The organism is Curvibacter sp. GW821-FHT09D12 (genome assembly GCF_059416245.1).
The window spans coordinates 63,652-85,133 of sequence record NZ_JBWKOU010000016.1 but is presented as its reverse complement, the minus strand read 5'-3'; the positions used below and the strand labels follow the sequence as shown (position 1 = coordinate 85,133).

Annotated in this window: 20 protein-coding genes; 10 read left to right on the top strand and 10 right to left on the bottom strand. The window is 56.5% G+C overall.

All coding sequences use genetic code 11. The features are described 5' to 3' along the window. Positions 1–42: 42 nt before the first annotated feature. The 7 genes from AC07PT_RS22245 to AC07PT_RS22215 all read right to left on the bottom strand — a co-directional run bounded on the left by AC07PT_RS22245 (position 43) and on the right by AC07PT_RS22215 (position 8,434). Positions 43–3,798: a hypothetical protein gene (locus AC07PT_RS22245; RefSeq protein WP_494658142.1), complete on the bottom strand. Its 3,756-nt coding sequence runs from the start codon at positions 3,796–3,798 to the stop codon at positions 43–45. A 20-nt stretch (positions 3,799–3,818) separates the two neighbouring features. After that, entirely contained in the window at positions 3,819–4,238 is a 420-nt protein-coding gene (locus AC07PT_RS22240; RefSeq protein ID WP_494658141.1) for a lytic transglycosylase domain-containing protein, read from the bottom strand. Positions 4,239–4,379: 141 nt separating this feature from the next. Continuing rightward, positions 4,380–5,078 (bottom strand): EAL domain-containing protein, encoded by a 699-nt coding sequence (locus tag AC07PT_RS22235; protein ID WP_494658140.1) that lies wholly within the window; start codon positions 5,076–5,078, stop codon positions 4,380–4,382. 13 nt (positions 5,079–5,091) lie between these two features. After that, on the bottom strand, positions 5,092–5,706 hold the full coding sequence (locus AC07PT_RS22230) for an IncC plasmid conjugative DNA transfer DtrJ family protein (RefSeq protein ID WP_494658139.1): 615 nt from the start codon (positions 5,704–5,706) through the stop codon (positions 5,092–5,094). Between the two features lie 6 nt (positions 5,707–5,712). Continuing rightward, positions 5,713–7,530, bottom strand: a complete 1,818-nt coding sequence (traD, locus tag AC07PT_RS22225; protein ID WP_494658138.1) for a conjugative transfer system coupling protein TraD — start codon at positions 7,528–7,530, stop codon at positions 5,713–5,715. 2 nt (positions 7,531–7,532) lie between these two features. Next, on the bottom strand, positions 7,533–7,925 hold the full coding sequence (locus AC07PT_RS22220) for a hypothetical protein (RefSeq protein ID WP_494658137.1): 393 nt from the start codon (positions 7,923–7,925) through the stop codon (positions 7,533–7,535). 164 nt (positions 7,926–8,089) lie between these two features. Continuing rightward, on the bottom strand, positions 8,090–8,434 hold the full coding sequence (locus tag AC07PT_RS22215) for an H-NS histone family protein (RefSeq protein WP_494658136.1): 345 nt from the start codon (positions 8,432–8,434) through the stop codon (positions 8,090–8,092). Between the two features lie 573 nt (positions 8,435–9,007). On the opposite strand from AC07PT_RS22215, the gene AC07PT_RS22210 reads away from it, so the two are divergent. The 5 genes from AC07PT_RS22210 (at position 9,008) to AC07PT_RS22190 (ending at position 15,680) form a co-directional block, all read left to right on the top strand. Continuing rightward, a complete protein-coding gene (locus AC07PT_RS22210; RefSeq protein WP_494658135.1) occupies positions 9,008–10,057 on the top strand; it encodes a ParA family protein in 1,050 nt (349 codons plus the stop codon). Positions 10,058–10,065: 8 nt separating this feature from the next. Continuing rightward, entirely contained in the window at positions 10,066–11,148 is a 1,083-nt protein-coding gene (locus AC07PT_RS22205; RefSeq protein ID WP_494658134.1) for a ParB/RepB/Spo0J family partition protein, read from the top strand. 1,484 nt (positions 11,149–12,632) lie between these two features. Next, positions 12,633–13,577: a hypothetical protein gene (locus AC07PT_RS22200; RefSeq protein ID WP_494658133.1), complete on the top strand. Its 945-nt coding sequence runs from the start codon at positions 12,633–12,635 to the stop codon at positions 13,575–13,577. Positions 13,578–13,763: 186 nt separating this feature from the next. Next, positions 13,764–14,426: a DNA-binding protein gene (locus tag AC07PT_RS22195; RefSeq protein WP_494658132.1), complete on the top strand. Its 663-nt coding sequence runs from the start codon at positions 13,764–13,766 to the stop codon at positions 14,424–14,426. A gap of 306 nt (positions 14,427–14,732) precedes the next feature. Further along, entirely contained in the window at positions 14,733–15,680 is a 948-nt protein-coding gene (locus AC07PT_RS22190) for a ParB/RepB/Spo0J family partition protein (RefSeq protein WP_494658131.1), read from the top strand. Positions 15,681–15,774: 94 nt separating this feature from the next. Here the strand turns inward: AC07PT_RS22190 and AC07PT_RS22185 are convergent, their stop codons facing one another. The 3 genes from AC07PT_RS22185 to AC07PT_RS22175 form a co-directional block, all read right to left on the bottom strand. Beyond that, the gene (locus tag AC07PT_RS22185; RefSeq protein ID WP_494658130.1) at positions 15,775–16,515 is read right to left on the bottom strand and encodes a restriction endonuclease; all 741 of its coding nucleotides are present in this window, start codon (positions 16,513–16,515) and stop codon (positions 15,775–15,777) included. Positions 16,516–16,861: 346 nt separating this feature from the next. Next, positions 16,862–17,347, bottom strand: coding sequence for an Aca2/YdiL-like domain-containing protein (locus AC07PT_RS22180; protein WP_494658129.1), 486 nt, complete (start codon positions 17,345–17,347; stop codon positions 16,862–16,864). A 279-nt stretch (positions 17,348–17,626) separates the two neighbouring features. Further along, the gene (locus AC07PT_RS22175) at positions 17,627–18,121 is read right to left on the bottom strand and encodes a hypothetical protein (RefSeq protein ID WP_494658128.1); all 495 of its coding nucleotides are present in this window, start codon (positions 18,119–18,121) and stop codon (positions 17,627–17,629) included. A gap of 121 nt (positions 18,122–18,242) precedes the next feature. On the opposite strand from AC07PT_RS22175, the gene AC07PT_RS22170 reads away from it, so the two are divergent. The 5 genes from AC07PT_RS22170 (at position 18,243) to AC07PT_RS22150 (ending at position 21,471) form a co-directional block, all read left to right on the top strand. Next, the gene (locus AC07PT_RS22170; protein ID WP_494658127.1) at positions 18,243–18,830 is read left to right on the top strand and encodes a thermonuclease family protein; all 588 of its coding nucleotides are present in this window, start codon (positions 18,243–18,245) and stop codon (positions 18,828–18,830) included. After that, entirely contained in the window at positions 18,827–19,285 is a 459-nt protein-coding gene (locus AC07PT_RS22165; protein WP_494658126.1) for a ProQ/FINO family protein, read from the top strand. Before AC07PT_RS22170 ends, AC07PT_RS22165 begins: the two co-directional genes overlap by 4 nt. A gap of 6 nt (positions 19,286–19,291) precedes the next feature. Beyond that, positions 19,292–19,516 carry a hypothetical protein gene (locus tag AC07PT_RS22160; RefSeq protein ID WP_027476823.1) on the top strand — a complete coding sequence of 75 codons (225 nt, stop codon included), beginning with the start codon at positions 19,292–19,294 and terminating at the stop codon, positions 19,514–19,516. 257 nt (positions 19,517–19,773) lie between these two features. Then, positions 19,774–19,896: a hypothetical protein gene (locus AC07PT_RS22155; RefSeq protein ID WP_494658125.1), complete on the top strand. Its 123-nt coding sequence runs from the start codon at positions 19,774–19,776 to the stop codon at positions 19,894–19,896. Between the two features lie 15 nt (positions 19,897–19,911). After that, the gene (locus AC07PT_RS22150) at positions 19,912–21,471 is read left to right on the top strand and encodes an LPD1 domain-containing protein (protein WP_494658124.1); all 1,560 of its coding nucleotides are present in this window, start codon (positions 19,912–19,914) and stop codon (positions 21,469–21,471) included. Positions 21,472–21,482: the final 11 nt, after the last annotated feature.

The window sequence follows — 21,482 nt, the reverse complement described above, 5'->3', positions numbered from 1 at the left end:
AAAGTTATACCGACGTGCCCCGCTCGCTGGGGCATCAGTCTCTTACTGAATTGGAACCAACTCCTCTGTTTTGGCACCCAGGTCCGTCTCAATCGCAAGCCTCAGATTGGAAATCCGATTACCAGTTATCCACGCCTTGCTGACGAGGAATGTCTTTGCCGTGACCTTCTGGTCGGTTCCGTCAAGCGTGTAGCTCCAGGTCAGGGACTTGATGTACCCAGCCGCAACCGTGCACGACGGCGACAACAGCAGACCGCTTGTCGTGGAAGATGTCTTCATTTCGCACTGCGGCATAGGGGCATCCTGAACAGTCACATTGAGCAGTTTTTCACCGTAATTCCCCGCCTTGGTGATTGTGCGCAACAAGACATCGTAACTCCCAGGGTCTGCAAATGACACGTAGTTACCGGACCCTGTGAATTCACCCACCTTCGTCCCGTTGATCAGCACATCATTTCTCAAGAACGAGTCGCCGCGAGGCAGTTGCGAGATTTTCAGACTGACATAGTAGGTGCCCGGGGCGTAATAGCTGGTCCCATACTTAGAGATCATCGTCGCGTCGGTCACCACCGTTGCGGGGGGCAGAATCGTGAACTCGTCTGAATTCACGTTCACCACGTTGCCGCGCTGATCGGACACCTGCAGCGCCAGCTGATAGCTGCCTTGGGCGGAAACCAGGAAGGTCCCGGCCACATCATTGCCACTTCCGCGCTGGACACCCGATGGGAGGGACCAGGTGTAGGTGAGGGGCTCACCATTGAGGGTCTTGATATCGAACCCGGGCGTCTCCACCAGGTACTTGATCGTGGCAGGCACATCCGTCTGTTGGGCAGACAGAGAGATCTTCCAGTTGCTTGGCCAGGTGTAGGTCCAGGTCTTGAAAGGCAGCGTCGCCACCGTAGTTTCGTCAGGGTACCCTTCCACGTAGGTATAGAAGCTCAACAGCTTGTCTTCAGGCCGGGGCGTGTAAATCAAGTCCGTGCCATCTACCCGAGTGCCATCAGGCAGGCTCCAGTACCCAAGCACCTTGTACGCCTTGCCTGCCGTCGTCGGCACCACATCGTTGATCTGCGCTGTGAACGTGTAGGCCTTGCCTGATTCCAGGTAGGTGGGCCCCTTCAGGGATGCACGGGCAGCAAGAGGATTGACCGCCTTCACGCCGAGGGTCTTCGTCACATTGGCGGCCGGATTGTCTGGCGCCGTTGCAGATCTACCGCTCACCTCAATGGCGTAGTTCTTGATCTCTGTCGGTGTGAAGGTGAATGTCGCGGTATCTGCTCCGCTCACATCCTGGTAGCCACCAGAGGTGATCAGTCGCCACGTGTAGACCGCATTGAATCCTGGATCCGCCTCGACACTCAGGGACACAGGGTGACCAACCTGAACGACACCGGGTGCATTCACCCGGAATGATGGAACGTCAAACGCCGTCAGCATCAATGGGTCGGTCGTGAAGACGGCGCCCGAATACTTATTGGTCAGCACAGCCCGGTAGGTCGCACTGCCAGCCTGGTCAATTTTGGCTGTGTAGTTGATGCCTGTTTGTTCTGCGGTGTCATCGTGCATCACACGCGCCCACGTGCCGTCGTCCTTCAGGTACTCCCAGTTCACGGCCTTGACACTCGAAATCAACTTCGAGTTTTTCAGGTTCACGTTGATCGTTTGAACGAAGGGGGCCTTGCCGCTGGCAGCTCTGCTGCTCAACGAGGCCTCAATCATCGTGCCAGCTGCGGTGACCAATGCCCGTGATTTGGAAGCAACCGAGCTATTGGAAATCAGCCCAGATGAATCAACCATTCGGGCCTCGGCGACGATGTAGCGAGTACCGGCAGTGAGCGTCCCCATGTTAGCCGTGAATGTACCGTCGTCCGCCACAGGCACATAGTCAGACAAGACGTTGCCAGTCTTGTCTTCGATGATGCGTACCTGCCATTTGCCCATGGAGGCAGGGTCAAACACAATGGTCTGACCTTTCGACACGCCCACAACGCCATGGATCAGCGTCTCCGCCTTGTCGTGTGAAGAAAATGACTTTTCTAAATCGACCAGCGGACCAGACGGGACGCCAACAAACTCCATGGTCTGTTCGGTTTTGAACTCTGGAGCGCGCTGGTACCACGCTTCAACCTTGACGGAGTACGACTTCCAAGGCACATCGGCCTGCATGATCAGGGGAACGTTGTTTTCGGCCGTCGAGCCGAAGGTGTCTTTGGTGTTGTCGCCAGGGTAGGTCACGCGAGTCATGATCTCCCTGTAGCCGCCCTTCACGTTCATGACCCCCAAGGACCTGGCCTGGGTCAGATCCACCGTTGCGAACATCTTGCCGGGGTATTGGCTTTGGTTCTTCTGATAGAACGTGTCGAGGAGCTTGTCGTTCTTGAAGGTCAGTGCGATGGGAGTTGGCTCTGTTCCTGCGAGAGTGAGTGACGAGTCCCCTTTGCGCGACGGATAGAACGAAGTCTGCCGGGTCGCGGGGTCGGTATAGACCACCCCCGGTGTGTAAGTCAAAACGTTATCGCCGACGACAGGAATGGAGCCACGCAGAGCGTTTGTCGCGTACGGGTTGTACTTCATGCCATCTGGCAGGGTCCCGTAACGGATCGCGCAATTGATGCCCGCAGTTTGCGAGAGCATGAAGCCCTCTCGGATCATGGTCAGAACCCCGCACAGATCCTTGGCAGTCGTGTCGAGCTTTGCGTTGATGTCAAGATCTTCGACCTTGATCGCAGCGGTACTTTTCGATGGCGCCACCTGGATTTTCGCGCCCGGATCCCAGCGCTGTGCATTGAGCGTCAGGTTCGGCGCATCAGGCAAATTCACCCAGAGCTTCACTGGCTGGGCTTGGTCATCCGTGCCCGTATCGTTGATCAACGCAGGATAGACCCCCGCCAGGTTTGCCTGCCGGGTGAGCGTGATGGAGGCACCAGTCGTGATGTCGGAACCGTTGAGCTTCATGCCCGCTACGTCTGCGGAGTCAACGACCACAGGCAACGAGGCCAGATCCAGCGAGCGGTTTGTCAGTGGATTGGTCGGCGCCAGCTTGACCGTCATCCCGGGAAACCCATCGACCATCGGAAGCGATACCGGCAATGCCAGTTCAGGCCGCTTGTAGTTGAAGGCGACCGACTTCACCACATCACCACCGACGCCTGGCAGTGAGGCTTGAATCGTGTAGCCTCCGTTGCGCAGCGCAGGGTAGCCCGTGGCAGTGATGTTGCCCCCGCTGGCGCGTGTCATCTTCAGAGCCACGGAGGAGCCATCGCCTTTGACAAGGGTGAACGGGCTACTCGCATCCGACAGCATGAAGCTGCCTCGACTGTCAGCAGTGGTCATCGGCAGGGATGTCATACCCCCCACCTTCATGCTCACCTTCGCTTCTTGAATCGAATACTGCCCAGGAGGCAACGATGCGGCAAAGACCTGAGCGATGAAGCCCGCATTGAGTACAGGGTACTGGTCGGCAGTGAAGTTGGCCCCAAGCTTGTCGGCCAATACATCAGGTCTGGCTTCAATGCGTTGGATCGCAAGCTTATATGACACCAAGGTGTCTTCGTTGCGCACGGTTATGTAGCCACTGGCAGGATCAACCGGTCGATCGTTTGTAGCCAAGTCAAAGGCGAAGCCTCGGATCGTCAGCACACCCTTGGGAGTGATCGTCGGGGCTCCGCCCCCACCGCAAACAGTGATGCCATTCACGTCGCAAACCCCGGAGACGAGAGTAGCGTACGACAGAGGAGCCAATCCCGTCATGAGTGCGATCGCCGTCGCGATCTTGCTCAAATTGTGTGTTGAACTCATTACCTCTCCAGGGTGAAATATCAGTTTTGAATCTTGCCAAGCACGCTCGCGACCTTGCGTGCATAGAGCAGCCGCTTGGACTCAGATCGCGCGTTGTAGGCCCCTACAGCGTTCCAAGTCATGCCCATGCGGTACACGTTTTCTGCAAGAAGCCACGCCCCTATATGCGTATTGACGCAAGGGTCCATGAGCTTGCGTTCATCAATTCCGTACTTGGCCAATCGCGGTAGCCACGAGCTGTTGATCTGCATGTGGCCGATGTCGTAGCTTCCGTCGCTGTTCGCTTTGTTGATCGCTTTTGCATCTCCACCGGATTCGACTTGCGAGATTGCTTTCAACACATCGACGGGCACGCTGTACCGCTGCGCCGCGTCTTCAAAACAGGATGCGTACGCACTGCTGGCGATGATGAAAATCAGGGATACGAGAACCTTCCACATGGTCATCGATCCTACGGATGCAAGCGCTTCAGAATGGTCCGAAAGACACGCGTAAAAAGAAGAGTTCAAGGATTTCCTTGAATCTCGGTCTCTCCCTCGGTGCTGGCGCTTCTCAGGAAGCGGCTATCTGGTGCAGAGCGGCTAGGCGACCATCGCCTGCGGCATGAAAGCCAGCGCATCGCGAGCCATGACGCCAGGAGGAGTAAAGGCAGCAGGCAAGTCGTGCTCGACCAGCAGGTCGCACCAATAGCCTTGCAGCTCTGTCGCCCCAAACGTTTGGGCCATAGATGCGGCTTCGCGTGTTTCGATCTGCTCCACGACCAGCGCTGTTCTTGGATGGATACCTTGGGATGCCAGCAAGCGCAAGGCCTGTGGCTCATTCACCTTGACTATCTCAGGCGTCAGATCCTTCAGCATTCGGCATTCAATCTCTGTTCCTGTCCAGTCGTCCAGAGCGATTCGGGCCCCCACCCGCTTCAGGACCATCATCGAGATCGAGAAGCGCTCCATGACGAACTTTCCATCCAGGTTCTCGTTGCGCTCCACCAGCTCCACCACCACCCCCGGCTGGATGTTGGCCAGCATTGCCTCCATCCATTCGGCAGATTGGAGTGAGGGGATTTCAGCGTTGCAATGGATCCGAATCTCTCCCTTGTAGTGCTTGGCCAGTAGCGATGCCATCTCCATGGCGTGTATGTCGGCCGCAAGCATGACGTTTGGATCACTGAAATCAAGCCGATGTCGCGCCAGCAATTCAAGCCCCCTCACCTGCTTCGTAGATGCACAGAGAATTGGCTGTGCACGGAAGTTGCGCATAGCGATGTCGATTGGGGATTTCATTGCTGTAACTCCATCAGATGCGCTTTTGAAGATTCGCCATCCATACCCACCACGAAAAAGAAAGCACCGCGATCGCTACAGGGGCCACGATGGTCGATACGAAAATCGGCGCAAACAGCCACACCACCAGACATATCGCCACGAGCTTGGCCAGGTCTACCCCGGCCTTGTGCAAGCGCGGGCTTTGGGAGGTAAAGGAGGCCTTGGCAATCTCACGTTGGTAGTAGCCGTCAATGAATGCAGCCAGCAAGCATGGCAACGCGAAGACGAACCACATACCTATCATTCCTACGCGGTAGAGAAAGATGTGTGTCCATATCGCTGCGGCATGGACCCGTTCAACGACCCAGGTGTCAATCTTCTTATTGCCGCTTTGTGCGGCCTGCTCCATCGCGTCTCCAGCCTCATGATTGACGACCGTCAGTGCATCCAGAATGCGCTCCATGATCCACTGATCAGTGTCCTCTCCAAGCCATGCAACGATTTGCCTCTGCTCCTTTGAGCGCAGTTCATCAAAGGTCTTGACGGGAACGAAGGCCATCACCGCCAGAGATCCAAAGAGGACGATGACGAGCAATAGCGAAGCGAACGAATGCTTATTGCCGTCTGATGAAGATTTGCTTGCCATGCTTGCTCACTGCAGGATTGGAATGCGCGCTTTGAAGGTTCGCCCCCCAGACATACGCGCGTAGTAATGCAGTGGGGGCAGCTCGCTGAGCACCCCTGGAGGAATCAGGTCAGCCTCTTCCGCCGTTGACTGCTCCTGGTAGGCCGCTCCGTACTCTTCGCTGATGGTGGTGGTCAGACTGTGGCCGTATCGAACGGACATCGACTGCGCCTTGATCTTCGGTATCCCCTCGGCCAGGTACTGTTGGGTCTCAGCATCGAGAACCCGCAAAATGAACTTGTTGTTCGTGTTAGCAAGCACCTGGCGTGCCTTGTTTTCGTCGCCTAAACGAGCGGCGAAGTCAGCGAATGTCTGGGTCGCCACATACAACTTGAAGCCAGCTCCACGGCCTTTGTTGAGCAGCTGGATCGTCGGCCCGTTGATGACCTCTGCAGCCTCGTCAACGAAGACGTTGATCACTTTCTTCTCGTCAAGGCCGTAGTTGTACCGGTCGCCAGCGACCGCGGTCATGTCAGCAAGCATCACTGAGCCAATGGCACTACCCACTGTCGCGTCAGCCAGCGAGTCCAGGCCCATGTAGCAAACCATGTCGTTGCGAACAATTCGAGCCGTATCCATCACCACCTTCCCTTCCGATGCCTCGAAGTCTGGAGACAGGAGCTGGTCCAACGGCTCTGTCGTGAGCATCGACAAGATCGGAATGAGTGAGGCCACCATCTTCGAAAAGTGGTCACGGTTGTGCTCGAACGTTGAAATCAGGCCTGAGAGGTCTACGTTGGGGGTTTCGTGAATCACGACCTGCTTGTAGAACTGGATGTAGCCCTTGACCACGGCCTGTGGGTCTTTGGTGCCTTGGGCCTTGATGTGTGGCGCTACCTTGGACTCCCAGTTGTCCACGTGGTTGCGGAAGTGAACACGCAAGGCTTTCACAAGCAGATCATCAGGTCCGCCCTCGATGTACCTTCTCAGCGCAACCAAGTTGGGCCGTTCGCCAGTGGCGAGCAAGCCGCCGCAGATGTCTTGCAGAACCTTCCAGCCGAACGCCACGAAGGCATCGGTCCCCGTCTCAGACGGGATCAAGGCAGAGACACGGGATGCGAGTTCGGTCTTGCGGTTGAAGTTGCGCAGGGGGTCAATGCAGGCCGACTTCGTTGGGTGGGCTGGATTGAAGTAGACGAATCGCTCTGGTTGGCCCATGGCTTCGCATACCCTACGGGCGTTGTTGGCCAGGCCATGATCCCCTTTGGGATCGATGATGAACACGGCTTCTCCCCGCAGGATGCATTGAGCGATCAACAAGTCAAAGAGTCGTGTCTTGCCCACGCCGGTAGACCCAACGATCAGGGTGTGACCTTCGAGCAGTTCCAACGCGGCGCCTATGTGTTCCTCTTTGGCCAAGCCATGAAGCCAAAAGCTCCCATTGGCATGCAGCCCATCTTTTCCGAGGACTTTCGCCACGCCGGCCCCCATCAGGTTGTGCATCTTGTTGGCTTCGATGTCGGTCCAATGAAAGCCCTTGCCAAGCCACATCTCTCCCTTCTTCTTGAAGGTCTCTGTGATCTTCTGCATCTCGGGGATGGTCGTGAACTCCTTTTCAGCCAAGCCTGTGCGCCACTTGTCTGATGCCCTTTCCCAGGCTGTGTAGGTCCGCCACATACCGACCAGGCCGCAGGCAGAGGCCGTGATCATGCCGAAACTCGTCGGCAGTGGGAGCAACGTTGCGGTAGCCACGCATCCCACAGTACCCATGAGCCAAGAGGCCGCTTGGCGCCCTTCGTAGATGGGCCGCCAAGGGTTGTCGAAGTCGAACAGATCCTTGGCCATAGCTATTTGCTGATCTGGGTTGATGCAGCGGCCAAATTGGAATTGCTAGCTGGCGCGATGGAGAACAAATGCGCAGCCTTGCTCATGATGGACTCAACAGTCACTTCGCAAGCTTGCTCGTTCTCAGATGCCGGCACCATGCTGTTGGCCAGCAAGCGCTTGATCTTTTCGTAGCGAGGGTGAGGCTTGGAGATCAGAACCCTCGTCAGACCCGATCCATCGTGCCGTTGCGTGCTTGTCCTCCAACTGCCGATGTACTTGACCGGGTATCTGGTGCCAAGGATTCGAATCGCGCCACTTGCCAGTTGGAGCAGCACAACGTAGCCCCCTTCGTCTGAATTGGCGTCCCTGACAACCAATTCCATTTCCTCCGGCTTTCCGTCGTACAGCCACACTTTTTGCTCTCCTCACAACACGTTTGATGCAGTGAGAATAGCAACTGACTTTCAGCAAATTTGCCGTAAAAGTTCGTGTTTACGTCGCATTTCGCAGAAATTTCCAAACAATGGGGTTCACAAACAAGAAAGGCCCCCTCGGGGCCTTGATGCTTGAAAGTGACTTATGGCGCTTGCTTGATCCGGTAGGTGTCCATGCTCTCACCCCTGGCCTCGATCTCCAACACCCATTTGGGCTTGCGTCCTGGCCCGCCAGACCACTCCTCACCTGTTGCAGGGTTTCGATACTTCATGACGCGATCTTTGCGCGGAGGCCGCCGAGGTGATGTCTCGCCTGTGCCCTTGCGACCCAGCTTCAGACTAGGAAACAGGTCTTCGGGCGAAATATCGAATTCCTCAATTTTGCTTTGCATTTCAGCAATTACGGTGGCGAGCTGAGCACGTCGAGCAGCCGCAACTTTTTCGCCCAAGGCATCGTATTGTTCTTTGAGGGTTCGATAGTCTTCCATTGCAATTCCTGACTGATGCTTTCTACATTATAGGCAAATCAGTTTCGTGGCCTCAATCGAATTGTCGCCTTCCTCAAATGCCGCAATTGTGCATGATTTGCAAACTTCAATTACTGAATTGATTGCAATTTTGCTGCCTTCTGCGTTGATCTTCATGCCGAGATGTCTTTCACTTCAGCATTGCCAGGATTGCAATTTCGCTCTGTGTATACCGATGCCGTCGCGGTCCAGCGTGTTCAGAGATGACCCGACGCACGTCAACGGAGAATCCGACTCCCAATAACTGTATTTATTTACAGTGTCAACCAGTAGGGAGCACTTTTCTGCGAATGCCTCACTAGAACGAGGTTTCTCGCCTAATTCTTGGGTTTCACAATTTTTACAATTTGCTAGCTGGTGCTGCCCGAACTCACTGCGAGGACAGAGCTTCGCAAGTCGAAATCGGGACACCCGGCCGCAATCTTCTGAAGTCTTCTTTGCTGCAGATACTTTTTATCTGCACTTTTCAAAAAAACTTGTCAAAGTTCTATTCGTGCTGTATCTTCGCTGCTATCCACAGTCTCGGCCCTCAGCATGACACGTCCTATCGAATTCAAAACCTCCGTCGCAACGCAACTTTGCGGTCTCAACCTGACCCCAAAGAAGTTGCTGGAACTGGTGGGACGTGACAAGCCAGCTGGACAGCATCACATGCGCTACACCCCCAATGACATGCGCGCAGTGTGGTTCCGCTCACAGGACTTGCCTGTTCCTGACCGTGATCAAATTTCGATCACAGACACGGCCAAATTGCCGCCGGTCATCGTGACCCGCATGACAAAGGGTGGCGTTGGCAAAACCAGCGTTGCAGTCAACGTCGCAGCTAGTCTGGCGATGATGGGCTATCGCATCCTGGTGATCGACGCCGATCCGCAGGCCTCGGCTAGTAATTTGCTCGGGATCGAGACATCCGCTTACGACAGCAATCTCACCCACATTGGTGACTTTCTGAAGCTGAGTACAAACACCCCGGACGAGAACCTTCCTTCTGCTATCAAGCATATCTATGAAGGCGGTTTCCTTGACCTGATTCCTGCCGACATCACGCTGGCTGAAGCTGACGCATCGCTGGTCACTGCGATGAGTTCGCATTCCCGTGCGGAACTATTCTTCTCTCGAAATTCCTCGTTTCTTGGTCAACGCTACGACGCCATCGTTGTTGATACAGCACCTGGCACAACACCCATTGGCCTGGCGTTCACATACGCAGCTCGCCAGGCCGGAAAAGTGCTGACCGTAGTCGAACCCGAAGGTAGCTGCTTGCGTGCGCTGGACTCGTTGGCGAGCAACCTTGAAGAGATCAAAGCTCTGACCCATGCCATTGTTGGCATGGAGGTTGTCATCAACAAATATCACCCGTCACTTAAACACGTCCGGGACTCAATGAGTTTCCTGTACGCCAAGTATGGGTCGATGCTCAACGACACGATCATCCCTCAATACTCTGGTTTTGCCAGGCAGATCAACCCAACCAACAAGCTCCCGGCTCCTCTTGTCGAGCTGGAACCCTCCTCTTCTGGATCGAGCGCAATGTTCGAAGTCTCGAAGAGCCTCATCACCAGCTTTGGCATTCGGATGGCCTAAGGATCACTATGGCTGCTCGTCAACCTATCAAACTTTCTGGACTTATCTCCAAGGGTGCTATTGCGCCACTTGCGACCCCTCCCACTTCGGAGTCGGCTGACGCGACTCAACCGATCAAGTCCGATTCGGCATTGCCCGCACAACGTGCACACGCTCCGTTTCTCAGTCCAGTCAATGCAACTGAGAATCATTCAAACAATGATGCAAATCTTCGCAGCGTCGGCACGCACAAGTTCTATGAACAGCTGATTGATGTGTCGCTCATTGATGCGAATCCATTCGCACCGCGAGAGATTTACACATCCCAGATGTTGCTCACAAGAGCCGAGGAACTTCGGACTCAGGGGCAACATGATCCCATCCATGTCATCCCGCACCCTGTTGACGCTGGTCGATTCATGATCGCTGACGGCTGGACGCGCGTGCAGTCCTGCCAACTTTACCAAGCGCTTCCGCGCCTTCGTGCACAGGTCTACCTGGACATGACCCCGCTTCAGGCTGGCTGGTTCGGATACGAGTCCAACGAGGGTCGTGAGGCGGCCAGTGACTATGACCGAGGGATGTTTTACGCCAAGCTCCTTGCCGAGGGTGAATCTCAGACAAGCGTGGCCGAGCGCGTGGGAATTTCGAAGTCAGCACTGACCATGTTCCTGGCCTTCCACAAGCTTCCCGATGAGGTTCACACAATCATCACGGAAAATCCGAGGAAGTTTTCATACAAGGCCACTTACGAGATCAGTCGCATCTACGAAAAGGCTGGCGTTCGAAAAGCACTGGCCATAGCGATCAAATTCGCAACAGAGGATCTGCCTCTGAAGTGGCTGCTCAACCAGACCCAGGCAGTGCTTCATCCTACAAAGAGCACGCAGCCAGCAACTCAAAAGTACCTCCGGTATGCCAACGGCGTTTACAAACAACGCGGCGACACATTTGAGGTTTCAATGCAAGTGCCCCCCGAGAAGCGCGACCTTTTCGCATCCGAACTTGAAAAGCTTTTGAGCACCGTCGCCATCGAAGCGCCGCCATCTGCAGAAGTCGCTGACGACAAGCAGGGAAAAGAACCCCAGTCCAACGAGGAGAACAACCCGTGACCTTCACGTCACGTCAGACTGCAACAGTGCCCCTGATTCGCGAAAGCGACAGGGGCACTGGCACATTTGGGCCCCACTTTCGCCAACTTTCTGGCCAGCCGCCCATTTTCATCACCTCCCTCCACAGTGTGCTTTTTGACGCCAATTCCTTCAATCCCGCCAAAACTTTCGCCGCCCCTCACATTTCCAACAATCAACCCAATCTCGGCGACTTCAATTTTTCTGCACCCAAAAGACAAAACAGCGCAGACAACGCATCCTCCGACTTCGATAGTGTTTACACGAGTAAACAGCATCCCACACACGTCATCGCATCCCCACTGTTTACACACGTAAACACCCAGCCAACCGTCCCGAGTCCATCCAGTGTTTACACGAGTAAACACATCCCCGGACTCCTCAACAAGCCCAACACCTCTGCATCTCCGCACACCAACGCCGCCCACTCCCAATTCAGCGACGGTGTTTACACGAGTAAACACACCGCCAAACCACCCGCGAGATCAACCGCGCCCTCATCGACGCAAGCCAACACCATTCACTCCAAATTGGACGATGGTGTTTACTCGTGTAAACATCGAGCCGCAGAACCAAACACTGGCGCCGTGTTTACACGAGTAAACAGCACCCCACACACACCAGGCATCGCCACTGTTTACACGCGTAAACACGCTGCCTCAGGATTCGTCAAAGCAGCGATGCCATGCGCACATCAATCGCCGGACACCAATCCGCCAATCACCGATCGAACGCCCAATTCAGGGCCAAACCGATTCGCCAAGGCCACGGCGTTTACACGCGTAAACACCTCACGCAAGCCAAGCACGACTCAGAAGGGTCGTATCAGCACCCGAATCACAGGCACATCATCGATTGGGGGCTTCGAATTCAACGTGAGGGATGCAGTGTTTACACGAGTAAACACGGGCACCCAGAGAGTCCTGCCCCAGCGTGTTTACGCGCGTAAACAAGAAGCATGCGGAAGCCAGGGCTTAGGTTTATTTACACCCGATCCTTCAGGGGTGTTTACGCGTGTAAACACGAGCACTCACGCAGCAGTGGCTGATCGTGTTTACACGCGTAAACAAGGGTGGCGGGAAAGTGTGGATGGCGCCGCCTCAAACGAATGCATGTCATTCGCAGCAGTCATCCTCTTTGTGCCAGTGATTCCCGCCTCCCAGGGATCTGCGCCCTGTTCGGCTGGAGAAATGCACTGTCCCAATGCGGGCGAGAGACCCAAGAGATCTGTACATCAGAACCGTATTAACCAAGCGGCCATGCCGCAAGAAAGGTTAGCCATGAGCTAGCAATAAGAAAACAAAAAAGCCCTCAGGTCGCCAAACCTGAGGGCTTTTCCGGATTCTTGAGGAATCCACTCAAAACGACCTAACCGGCGCCAACCGGAAAAATCGCAGATCAACGAGCGAATATTAGGTTTTCGAGTGGTTTTCGTCAAGGCTTTCGTGTCTTTTTCGGAGACTGCGATGAGTACGCTCACGCCTAAATATTTCCCTGCGCCCATCACGCGCGCCGTGTTTCGCCTGCATGACTCAGATTCGTTCAAAGACCTCCCGGACGGATTTATTCGGATCGTCATCAGCATCATCAAGAAGATTGACCTTTCTTCGCCACGCAAGTCGATTTTTGCGAATCGCACCACCATTGCGGAGGAATCAGGAAAATCCGTAGAAACGGTCCAAAGAGCCATCAAGTGGCTTGAGGACAAGGGTTTCTTTGAACGCCAGCAAATTGCCAACCCTGGCCAGCGTGGCAGTCGTTCGCCCCTTACGCCTACCGACTTTTTCCTTGAAGCGGTGGAGTTGCATCCGGAAGGCCTGCGTTTTACGCCTGGGCAGCATCAAGCGAACAATGCTGGCGCATCCAGCTCGGCCCGAACATCGAGCAGCCCAGAGGGAACACCTGCAGCAGGCACCCCCTCACAAGGCCGTTTCGTCCGACATGAAGGCATGACCATCCCAGCCGACCTGGTATGGCTCTGTAGGGGGCATGCATTGCGCCCATCGGCCGTCCTTCAACTCATGGGGCTTGCCTCCAAATCCGGCAAGCGCCTGTCTACAGTGATCGAGGCAACAAAGCAGTACCTGTTGGCCCTCCATGGACGAGAGCTGTATGCCTACATCAAGGCTCTTCTGACCAAAGATCGGGATTTTGGTCAGGTCTTGAAAGAAAAGTCGGAAGAGCAGGAAAGTTCTCAAACCAGCGAGTTCTTGAGAGAAAAGGCGCAAATTTTGGAAGGCCGAACTTTTACCAATGCAGATGGCACCACCAGGTACGCCATTGAAGGTGGGCTGCTGGTGGTCCTCAAAGACGGCCGACGCGCTGTGGCCCAACTGACAGAGAAGTTCCTCGACTCGATCCATTGCGGGCGAGTGCGGGAGCGGTGGATAACTCGTGCGCAGGCCTCATAACACCTGTCAAAGATGACGCCTCTGTATCCATAGATTTAACAATCTTTCAGAAAACAGTCGATGCCGACTTTTTGTTATCCACAGGCTTGGAAAACTTCGTCCATAGATCATGTCCACTGTAATTTTTGGCAGTAATACACTACATTACAGACCATTACTACATCCATTACAGATGGGGCACACACCATGTCCAAGCGAGACAGCGTTTTTGCAGCGGCTGATGAGATGGCCAAACGTGGCGAGAAGCCAACCGTCGAGAAGATCAGGTTGGAAACAGGAGGTAGCTACACGACGTTGACGCCATTGCTGCGCGAGTGGAACGAACTCCAAGCAGCGAAGAAGCTTCAGACAGCACCGCCACCGGAAGATCTTCACCAGGTCGTCACGAATGCGCTGAACGATGTCTGGATCCGGGCCTGCGCCAGTGCGGACGCACGACTGAATCTTGAGCGGGAGAGCATGACCAAGCAGACAGAGCAGGCCAGAAAAGAATCTGAGGAACTGCAGTCGCTCGCTGATCGCCTAGAAGAGACGGTGGAGCGCCAGCAAGGTGTTATCAAGGACCAAGAGGCTTCGATGACAGACCTGAAGTCCAGCCTGCTTGCAGCCCAGCAAAAGCTGAGCGAGGTAGAGGCGGCACTCACCCGGGCATTGATGTCCGAAGAATCACTCAAGGAAGCAAACTCCGCTTTGAGGATTGAGAACGAAGCGCTCAAGAATTCGGCTACAGAAGATGCCGCCAGACGTGATCCACTGATTGAGCAGGTGGGCGTTCTGAAAGGCCAGGTCGAGGTTCTGACGGCTCAAAACGAGCGACTGATCAAAGCAATTCCCGGTAGCAAGTCCTGACACTTCCCCCGGATGATGTCATGTCACTGGAAGGCGACTAGCGGTACACAAGTGGGCCACTGAATGAGATCAGCCATCCCTGAAATACTTGATATCACTAGCAATACACTGGGATGTCTCTAGCGAGCGACACGCGTTATGCGGGGTCAAGGTGGCATGGGTGCAATGGGCAATCGCGCCACGGTGAGAAATGCAATTCTGAATTGCGTAACTTTGCTATTTGATTTTTTCAATTCACAATTGATTTTTTAAGCAATTCCTATAACATGCGAATTGCAAGTTTTTATACGCATCTTGGAGAAGCAGATGGCCCATTCATTCAAAAGCCTCGCAGCCAACTCGAAAGAGACAGGGGTGAAGAAGGATGACATTTACAAAGTCCCTCCTGAGCAATTGAAGGAGGAACCTGGGTTCAATGAGCGGGACTATTCTGACCCGAGGGTGATCCAGAAGATCGAGGACTTTGCCCATGCCTACGCATCAGGCGCATTCGTGCCCCCGCTGGTCATTCGAATCGATGCCCTGACAGGCGATCTGATCATCGTTGAGGGGCATCAACGCCGACGTGGAGCACTGTTGGCCATCTCGCGTGGCGCAACCCTTCCTCATCTGGTGTGCGTACCCTTCCGGGGCAATGATCGCGACCGGGTGATGGTTCAATTGAGCAGCCAGGATGGTCTGAAGCTCACTGCAGTTGGGGTCGCGCGCAATTACTTGAAGCTGATTCGCATGGGGATGACGGAAGAAGAGATTGCAGCTGAACGCAACAAATCCCCAGTTCATATCCGCGACATGCTGGTGCTGGCCGAGGCGAGCAGTGACGTGCAAAGGATGGTCAACGACGACTCGGTGGGGGCTACGCTGGCCATTGAGGTCATTCGCCAGTATGGAGAGGGTGCCGGGGAGTACCTTCGCGCCAAGTTGGATGAAGCCCAGAAAGCTGGCAAAACCAAAATCACGCCTTCGGCCGTACGTGAGTGGTTTCCGCCTCGCAAGATCATTGGCGGGATCTACAGCTCGGTGAACAGCGTGGTGAGCACCTTCGACGCGAAGAAGCGCCGCGAACTGGCAGAGCTTGAGAAGCTGGATCCTCGCCAACTCAAAGGCCGCAAGATCGAGGTCGATGCCAGTGTGATTCTGGATCTGTACCGGTCCTGGGCGAGCGCTGATGAAGCACGGCGTTCCAAGGAAGAGGCTGCGACGGTCGCTAAGCAGCGCAAGTCGCAACAATCTATTCCTGGTACCGACGACTGAACAGCTGCGCCAGCTTCCTCAACTGCCAAACTCCCAAACGCAGGCCTGGAAATCCAGCCTGCGTTTTTGCTTTCAGGATCGGTTTGATGTGGACTCAGCGAGTCCCACGGCAATCAGGGTACCTGGTGCACCCCCAGAACTCTTGGCCAGCATTTGGACCCTTGCGCGCAGTGCGCTTGGCCATGGCGCTCTGGCACAGCGGACACCTAGGGGTGAGCTGGGGTGTCGAACGGTGAAAGGTCTCGGTGAGGCCTGGCTCAGCGTGGTGCTCCTCAGAGGGTGGCGTGGAATGCCCCCCAGCAGTTGCTGGATCGGACTGCTCCATCATCTTCAAGAGCTTGGGGCCATCGATCAGGTCAACGTTGCGACCGCGCGCGAAATTCAGTGCGGCCGAGGTGTATGACCCCGATGTCACGACAACGCATCCTGTGGCCCCGTGAGCGGCCATCACACCAAAGATCTGACGCACGACATCGACGCCCACACTGGTTGCCTTCCAGTGCTTGCATTGCACGAAAACCTTCTCCCCATCGCGGCGCAGCACCAGGTCAATGCCTCCATCGGGTCCCTCGCCGCCCAGCTCCTGCACGGCGAAGCCTTTTCGGCGGTAGGCCTCGCCCACAAGCAGCTCGAAGTCCTGCCAGCTGATCGCAGCGAGCCGATCCCGAGTCCGGGTATTGATCAGCAGCTGCTTGCGATGTGCACGTGCCATGTAGGAAATGCCACCCGCAGCCAGGAAGAGCACGGCGACAGCGTATTGGCCACCCTGAACGAGTGCCCCTAGAAGGAGTTCCTGAAGGCCAGGATGGGGCGATGCCACCTGGGATTGAGCCATGTGTCGCAGCCATCCAAAGCCAACGATCGCGGCTGCGATGGAGAGCCACCAGGGCAGCAGGGCGATGAGGTCAAAGACGCCAATGAGAACGCGCCAGCGAGACGGTTTGGATCTACGAGACATAGGTGGGCAGAGGATGACAAGAAGGGGGCAGGGGAGGGGCTGGCGCCTGCGTGGGCGGGGCGGTGCACTTCGAGGATGCTCAGCAAGCTTGAGGTGGGCCTGAGCACATCAGCAGCAGCTGTGAATGGATCGAGCTGGCTGGTGCCCGCCTTGACCCTTGCAGGGCGGTGACTGCGGGAGACGCAGAGGCAGATGACGGCCCACCTGGGTGGGGTGCGCCAGCTCACTCACTTTTGAGGTTTTGATTCGTCGGGGCCTTGTCCAGCTGCATGCTGGCCCAGAGCACCCGCTTGTTGCGGTCATCCTGCTGCGATCCCAGCCAAATAGCGTACTGGGGGAGGTTGAAGCGCACCACATAGACGCTCTTGGGGAATTCGACCAGCAGGGTGGAGCAAATGGATTGGTCAGGCCGCCACAGTTGAGGGTTGTGGTCCGCACAGGAGATCCAGTCGTCCAGCGAGTCATACCAGGGCATGTGAAGGACGAGATCTGGGTTGTCTCTGAGCAGCTTGCGAGCCTTCTCAAGCATCTCGTTTCGCCAGTCAAGGACATAGCAGAACGCCTGCGCGATGGCCTCTGGCATCTCCTGTGCACCGGACTCCCATTTCAGCCACTGGCTTTCATTGGTCACTCCGATCAAGGAGGCGGCTTCGCGCGTGCCGAAGAACAGCGATTTGCGCAGCGCTTTGAGTTCAATGCCAGGGATCATTTTGAATCCTCCAGTGGTTAGCCCTGTTTCTTTGAATGGCTACGTTTTCGATTGCCATTCAAAGCAATTCAGGAAGGTGCAAGAACGAAAATTTGGTGCATCAGAAGCGTTCAACACCTCCTCAATTGCACGGCCAATTCACGTGATTCCGAAACCGCAAATTCCAGGCTCAATCTTTGAGCTTGGGTGGCTCAAGCCGACTGCCCGCCGAGCACATCAGCGCAAAGTCGTAGCACGGGGCTGGTCGATTCGATACCGGCCTGCCCCATGCCTTGCGTCTTACTGCGCTGCTGAACTGACTGTGCGGGCCCGGGTCTTCTCGTCCCAGGTGGGGAGCTTGGTCAAATCCAAAAAGAGGAACTCGCCATTTTTCAGGATGAAGACACGGTACTTGTGGCCCACCTCGAACTTGCGAGGCTTGATGGGGCCGATGGCCTTGGTTTGCACTTCTTTGCCGTTGTCGTTCAGATGCAGAACGTATGTCTCATCGCCGGGCGAGGAGGCGAGGAAAGATGCGACGTTCATGGCCGCGCCGACCCCCTTCAGTACACCGCCACTGTTGGCAACCAGGCCGGTGCCGACCGCATCGGTGGTGGTGATCTTGGCGTTGGGATCAATGGTGTCTGCCTTGACCAACGTGCCCTCCCAGTGTTCAACAACAAATGGGGAGCCGACATAGACCTGTGAGGCTTCTTCATCGCTCATGTAACGGCGACTGGCGCAGCCAGAAACCAAGGTAGCAGTGGCGATGAGGGCAGCAATAAAAATTCGCATGATTTCTCCAGTTGATGTTGCAATTGTATATCAATTGCTTTGTGAATTGCAATTGTTTGATGGATAATTGCAATTAATTCAATTCGTCTGTATTTCTTCAATTGCAGTAGGACAACAACTTATGAAAACGAAAACAGCTTCTTCCAAAGTCCCGGTAGCAGGGGCTCTCGCGCTGGTCCTGTCTGTGTTCATGGGGGCGAGCGGTGCTGGCGCGGCCCAGCCCTGGACCATTGAGGGCAAGGTCGTCTATGTCGATGACGGCGATACCCTGATCCTCCTGCAGGCGGACAAGTCCAAGGCGTCGATCCGGCTCAGCGACATCGATGCGCCTGAGGTGTCTCACGGCCAGGGCAGGCCTGGACAGCCCTTCAGCGATCAGTCTCGCAAGTCCCTCACTGAGATGGCGCGTGGCGCCCAGGCGAGCGCAACGTGCTACGAGCGAGATCGCTATGACCGTCTGGTGTGCACGGTGTTCGTCAATGGTCAGGATCTGAACGCCGAGCAGGTGCGCCGAGGCATGGCCTGGGCCAACCACGCCAACGCTCGGTACGTGCGCAACCCCCAGACCTATGTCTACGAGAAGCAGGCCAAGTCTCAGGCCGTGGGTCTCTGGGCAGGCCTGGGCCAGGGGCAAGCACCTATCGCGCCTTGGGAGTGGCGCCAGCAGTGCTGGAAATCAAAGGCCTGCGACGGCGCCCAAGCGCAATGAACCATTCAACCACCCTTCACTACCCTCAATCCATCATGGCAGACGCACCCCAAGCACCGTCCCTCGATCAATCCACGCTCCATGCCCCGCCGTTCGACCGAGAAGCGGTCCAGGCCGAGATGGAGGATCGCTGGCCGCATCTGTTCGGCCCAGGCTTGCACGTTCCCCTGAAAGTTGGGATCACCGCGGATCTCCATAAGGAGGCCTGCGCCAATGGTTCTCAGCTCTCCAAACGCAAGATCCGGTTGTTTCTGGAGGGCTACTGCCAGCACCCCGACTACCTGGCCAAGCTGATTGAAGGCGGGCGCCGGTTCGACATCAATGGCTTGCCAGCCGCCGAGGAGGTCAAGGGGCGTCACGTCAAGAACGCCACCCGCAGGCTCGCGCTCAAGGAAAAGCGCACAAAAGCCGGGGATGCCGCCACCCCTTTGCAACAACCGACCTCTGGGGAGTGACGCGCGATGGCAACTGACATTGAACGGCACAAGGCGCGGGTTGTCTCCGTAGCCGACGACGGCAGCGTGGAAGTGACGCTCGTTGAAAACGGCCTGCAGCTCAGCTGCTTTGTGGACCGGATGATGAAGCGCTGGGGAGTCAGCCTCTCCCCTCAGGACTTGGTGAGCGTGGAGTACCCCGAGGGTGAGCCCTCCCGGGCCCGCATCATGTTTCGCCATTTGCAGCAGTGAGGCGACCGATGAAAACTGCTTGGCCATTGCTGCTCTGTGCTTCTGGTCTGACAGCCCTGGGCTGTGCCTGGTTGGCTGGGGTGGTTCCAGTCCTGGCGGTCAAGGCCGTCATCTGCGCCAGCATGCTCTCTTTTTGTGCGCACTTCATCGCACGGCAGCGCTCTGCAGCGGTTCGCTCGCGTGTGAGCCGGTGGTACTTGCTGGCGCTGGATTTGGGGGGCGGGTGGCCTGGCGCGTGCTTGGAGCGCTTCCTGCGCATGGCTGGCGCTGGAGAGCACAGCGATGCCCTCCACGATTCATTGCAATTGGCGATCGCTGTGTCGGCCAATGTGCTGGTGGCATTGCTGCTGTGGCAGGTGCCGCGCCTGATCGCGGCTTGAGAGTAGGGGCAGACCATGGACAAGATCTCCGACACGGGCGACTTCATTCCGGGGGCCCAAAAGCACCTCCGCGCACGAGGTGGTTCGTCTTCGCGTGCGGGTGCCGGCAATGCCAACTCGGCAGAGTCCTGGCTGTCGCAACTCTGGCCCGAGCCCGACTGGTCGCAGCTGGCGCGTGAAAATCGATTTTCACCGGCCACGTTGGGCGCCATGGCCACCGCTTACTGGAGCCTGAGCACGAACCCACACCAGCAAGAGTTCTATGGGGTCAAGTCCCAGGACTGGCCCGCGCTGTACGAGCAGGGCGTTGCAATCGCCCGCCAGGTTGTAGAGGGCGCGCACCGGACTGAACGGCTACCAGAGATGTGGGATCGCGCCATGGGCCTGCTTGGTGCTGACAAGAGATCTTCACTGTCACAGGTCTTGCCCATCGCCGCTGTCGGACGATTTGGTGGGCGCAAGTTGTATCCACCCTTTCGCGCCAGCCCAAAGATGGCGTGGCTGAAGGACTCCATGGTCGAACTGGGCTGGCCTGACAACGGCGCGGTGATGAAGTCCGGTATCGGCGTCATCGCGACCAAGCGCTCCTCAAAGCCCGATGACCTCGACTGGATGGTGGTCTGCACCCAGCCCCGCCCGCGCGTGGTCGATGGGCATGAGAAGCTGACCCGTGCAGAGGCGTTGATCAGGGCCCAGGAGGCCATTGCGGCCTTCATTGAGCAGGATGCCAACGCCAAGGAAACGCGTCGCAAGGTCACCCGTCGAGCTGCTGTGGATCTGGGTGGGCGCATTGGGCCCGACTACCTGCAGGGGCGAGACATCTCCCCAGAAGAGCTGATCAACACATTCCGGCTGAGGGGTGTTCAGTTCGGTGAGTCGCTGTCCGAGCCGGAAAAGCAGCGCTGGCTCAATGAGGCGTTTGGCGCCCTGCATGACCTGGCGAGGGTTCTTGGCTTCAAACCGTCATGGATCGGGCTTGGTGGCGGGGATGAGCCCCGGCTGGCGCTGGCCATCGGCGCCAGGGGCAAGAGCAACCACGCGGCGCACTTCGAGCCCACGCTGCGGGTGATCAACCTGACAAGGGAAAGTGGGGCCGGGTCGCTGGCGCATGAATGGGCTCATGCCTACGACTGCCACCTTGCGTGCCGCACCTTCGCCGATTCCTTCAAATGGGGCGCGGGCGCCACGGCGTTTTTCTCGGAGGTCGAATTCCTGGCCGAGGTGGGCCTGACCTCTCGAAAGGATGCGCTGACGGCAGCGATCGCGCTGTGCCATGCGCTCTTTTCTATGGAGCAGAACACCTATCGGGATCAGGCCGTTGCCATTGAGCGCTTGAAGGGGGCGCGAAAGCGCTACTGGACCAAGGGCGTTGAGCTTTGGGCGCGCAGCTTCGAATCCTATGTCGAGGACCGCCTATGGCAGGCCGGGGAAATCAGCCCCTGGCTTGTGCATGGGACGCTGCCCAGCGCTCAAGCGGAGCCGTCCCTCTCGCCCTATCCCCTGGGCGCCCAGCGTGACCAGTTCAACGAACTGTGGAACCACATGATTGCGCAACTTTGCAACCCCTCTGCCTGAATGCCACCAAG

Excerpts from the sequence above, each read along its gene's own strand:
- AC07PT_RS22245 (WP_494658142.1), bottom strand. The coding sequence starts at position 3,798 with ATGAGTTCAACACACAATTTGAGCAAGATCGCGACGGCGATCGCACTC.
- AC07PT_RS22240 (WP_494658141.1), bottom strand. The coding sequence starts at position 4,238 with ATGTGGAAGGTTCTCGTATCCCTGATTTTCATCATCGCCAGCAGTGCG.
- AC07PT_RS22235 (WP_494658140.1), bottom strand. The coding sequence starts at position 5,078 with ATGAAATCCCCAATCGACATCGCTATGCGCAACTTCCGTGCACAGCCA.
- AC07PT_RS22230 (WP_494658139.1), bottom strand. The coding sequence starts at position 5,706 with ATGGCAAGCAAATCTTCATCAGACGGCAATAAGCATTCGTTCGCTTCG.
- traD (WP_494658138.1), bottom strand. The coding sequence starts at position 7,530 with ATGGCCAAGGATCTGTTCGACTTCGACAACCCTTGGCGGCCCATCTAC.
- AC07PT_RS22215 (WP_494658136.1), bottom strand. The coding sequence starts at position 8,434 with ATGGAAGACTATCGAACCCTCAAAGAACAATACGATGCCTTGGGCGAA.
- AC07PT_RS22210 (WP_494658135.1), top strand. The coding sequence starts at position 9,008 with ATGACACGTCCTATCGAATTCAAAACCTCCGTCGCAACGCAACTTTGC.
- AC07PT_RS22205 (WP_494658134.1), top strand. The coding sequence starts at position 10,066 with ATGGCTGCTCGTCAACCTATCAAACTTTCTGGACTTATCTCCAAGGGT.
- AC07PT_RS22200 (WP_494658133.1), top strand. The coding sequence starts at position 12,633 with ATGAGTACGCTCACGCCTAAATATTTCCCTGCGCCCATCACGCGCGCC.
- AC07PT_RS22195 (WP_494658132.1), top strand. The coding sequence starts at position 13,764 with ATGTCCAAGCGAGACAGCGTTTTTGCAGCGGCTGATGAGATGGCCAAA.
- AC07PT_RS22190 (WP_494658131.1), top strand. The coding sequence starts at position 14,733 with ATGGCCCATTCATTCAAAAGCCTCGCAGCCAACTCGAAAGAGACAGGG.
- AC07PT_RS22185 (WP_494658130.1), bottom strand. The coding sequence starts at position 16,515 with ATGGCTCAATCCCAGGTGGCATCGCCCCATCCTGGCCTTCAGGAACTC.
- AC07PT_RS22180 (WP_494658129.1), bottom strand. The coding sequence starts at position 17,347 with ATGATCCCTGGCATTGAACTCAAAGCGCTGCGCAAATCGCTGTTCTTC.
- AC07PT_RS22175 (WP_494658128.1), bottom strand. The coding sequence starts at position 18,121 with ATGCGAATTTTTATTGCTGCCCTCATCGCCACTGCTACCTTGGTTTCT.
- AC07PT_RS22170 (WP_494658127.1), top strand. The coding sequence starts at position 18,243 with ATGAAAACGAAAACAGCTTCTTCCAAAGTCCCGGTAGCAGGGGCTCTC.
- AC07PT_RS22165 (WP_494658126.1), top strand. The coding sequence starts at position 18,827 with ATGAACCATTCAACCACCCTTCACTACCCTCAATCCATCATGGCAGAC.
- AC07PT_RS22160 (WP_027476823.1), top strand. The coding sequence starts at position 19,292 with ATGGCAACTGACATTGAACGGCACAAGGCGCGGGTTGTCTCCGTAGCC.
- AC07PT_RS22155 (WP_494658125.1), top strand. The coding sequence starts at position 19,774 with ATGGCTGGCGCTGGAGAGCACAGCGATGCCCTCCACGATTCATTGCAA.
- AC07PT_RS22150 (WP_494658124.1), top strand. The coding sequence starts at position 19,912 with ATGGACAAGATCTCCGACACGGGCGACTTCATTCCGGGGGCCCAAAAG.